The organism is Actinomycetota bacterium (assembly GCA_036280995.1).
Taxonomy (GTDB): domain Bacteria; phylum Actinomycetota; class CALGFH01; order CALGFH01; family CALGFH01; genus CALGFH01.
Genome location: DASUPQ010000813.1, coordinates 1 through 2,098 on the forward strand (window position 1 = coordinate 1; position 2,098 = coordinate 2,098).

A 2,098-nucleotide genomic window follows, 5' to 3' on the forward strand; every position below is an offset into this window, starting at 1 on the left:
CCCGGCCGACGCTGCCGCTGTTCCGGAGCGGCGACCCGACCCTTGCCGAGCGGGTCGACGAGGCACTGGCCGGCTTCGGCGAGTGATCGTCCTCGACACCAGCGGCCTGCTCGCGGCCCTCGACGCCGACCAGCGTCACCATGCGTCCGCGGTCCAGGTGCTGGCGTCCGACGACGGCCCCTTCCTGCTGTCGCCGTTCGTCCTCGCCGAGCTCGACGACCTGCTGCTCGATCGGGTGGGCGCGCAGGCCGAGCGGGCGCTGCTGGACGAGGTCGCATCCGGCGCCTATGACCTGGTCCCGTTCGGCGTCGCCGAGGTCGCCGCGGCGGCGGAGCTGGTCGGGCGCTACGGCGAGCCGCGGATCGGCCTGGCCGACGCGTCGGTGGCCGTGATCGCGGCCGCGGCCAGGACGACCCGGCTGCTCACCCTGGACGAGCGTCACTTCCGGCCGATGCGCCCGCTCTGGGGCGACGCGTTCACGCTGCTCCCGGCCGACCAGGGCTGACACGCGAGGCGGTCGAGGCGGGCCTATGCTGGCCGGCGACATTCCGCGACCCAGCGAGGGGATGGCGTGAGCTTCGAGGAGATGGACTTCGAGACCAGGGCGGTGCACGTCGGGTCGGAACCCGACCCGGCGACCGGGGCGGTGATCCCGCCGATCTACCAGACGTCGACCTTCGCCCAGGAGGCGGTGGGGACGCACCAGGGGTACGAGTACGCCCGGACCGGGAACCCGACCCGGGCCAACCTCGAGGCGTGCCTGGCGTCGCTGGAGGGGGTGGCGCCCGGCGGGCCGGGGGGCGGGCTGTGCTTCGCGTCGGGGATGGCGGCGACCACGACGGTGCTGCAGACGCTGGCCCCCGGCGACCACCTGGTGCTGTCGGCCGACGTGTACGGCGGCACCTACCGGGTCGCGGCCCGGCTGTTCGAGGGGTGGGGGCTGCGGCTCAGCGTGGTCGACATGACCAGCCTGGACCAGCTCAAGCAGGCCATCCGGTCCGAGACCCGGCTGGTCTGGGTGGAGACGCCGACCAACCCGCTGCTCGGGGTGGTCGACATCGCGGGCGCGGCCGAGGCCGCCCACGCCGCCGGGGCGCTGTGCGCCGTCGACAACACCTTCGCCACCCCGTTCCTGCAGCGGCCCCTCGAGCTGGGGGCCGATCTGGTCGTCCACTCCTCGACCAAGTACCTGGGCGGCCACTCCGACGTGGTCGGCGGGGCCCTGGTCACGGCCGTGCCCGAGCTGTACGAGCGGGCGCGATTCCTCCAGAACGCCGCCGGGGCGGTGCCCGGGCCGATGGACTGCTGGCTGACCCAGCGCGGGATCAAGACCCTGGCCCTGCGCATGCGGGCCCACTGCCACAACGCCATGCGGGTGGCCGCGTTCCTGGCCGGCCGGCCCGAGGTGGCCGAGGTCCGCTACCCGGGCCTGGCCGGCGACCCCGGCCACGAGCTGGCCGCCCGGCAGATGGCCGCTTTCGGGGGCATGGTCGCCTTCCGCCCGGCCGGCGGGGTCGAGGCGGCCAAGCGGCTGGTCGCCGCCACCGAGGTGTTCACCCTGGCCGAGAGCCTGGGCGGGGTGGAGAGCCTGATCGAGCTGCCCGGCGAGATGACCCATGCCAGCGTGGCCGGCACCGACGCCGAGGTCCCGGCCGACCTGGTGCGGCTGTCGGTCGGGGTCGAGCACCCCGACGACCTGGTCGCCGACCTGGCCCGGGCCCTCGACCGGATGTGAGCGGGCCGCCGGCCCGTCCGGCGGTCACCGTCCGGGAGGCCACCCTGGCCGACGTCGACGCCCTGGTCGACCTGCTGGTCGCCGTGGCCGGCGAGGGCCGCTGGATCGGCACCGAGGCCCCGGTCGACGTGGAGCGGCGCCGCCGCCGCATGGTCGAGGACGTCGAGCGCGCCGACGCGATCGTCCTGGTCGCCGAGGCCGGCGGGGCGACGGTGGGCGAGCTCGGCCTGCGCCTGGCCGGCTACGGCGTGGCCGAGCTGGGCATGGCCGTGGCCGCCGGCTGGCGTGGCCGCGGGGTCGGCAGCGCCCTGCTCACCGACGGGATCGACCGGGCCCGGGCGGCCGGCGCCCACAAGGTCGCCC

3 protein-coding genes are annotated in these 2,098 nt (G+C 75.8%); all 3 read left to right on the forward strand.

The features are described 5' to 3' along the window. Positions 1 to 82: 82 nt before the first annotated feature. Positions 83 to 505 carry a PIN domain-containing protein gene (locus VF468_27175; protein ID HEX5881970.1) on the forward strand — a complete coding sequence of 141 codons (423 nt, stop codon included), beginning with the start codon at positions 83 to 85 and terminating at the stop codon, positions 503 to 505. An 81-nt stretch (positions 506 to 586) separates the two neighbouring features. Next, the gene (locus VF468_27180) at positions 587 to 1,735 is read left to right on the forward strand and encodes a cystathionine gamma-synthase (GenBank protein ID HEX5881971.1); all 1,149 of its coding nucleotides are present in this window, start codon (positions 587 to 589) and stop codon (positions 1,733 to 1,735) included. Then, a partial coding sequence (locus VF468_27185) for a GNAT family N-acetyltransferase (GenBank protein ID HEX5881972.1) occupies positions 1,732 to 2,098 on the forward strand: 367 nt, incomplete at its 3' end. The genes VF468_27180 and VF468_27185, both read left to right, overlap by 4 nt.

Excerpts from the sequence above, each read along its gene's own strand:
- VF468_27180 (HEX5881971.1), top strand. The coding sequence starts at position 587 with ATGGACTTCGAGACCAGGGCGGTGCACGTCGGGTCGGAACCCGACCCG.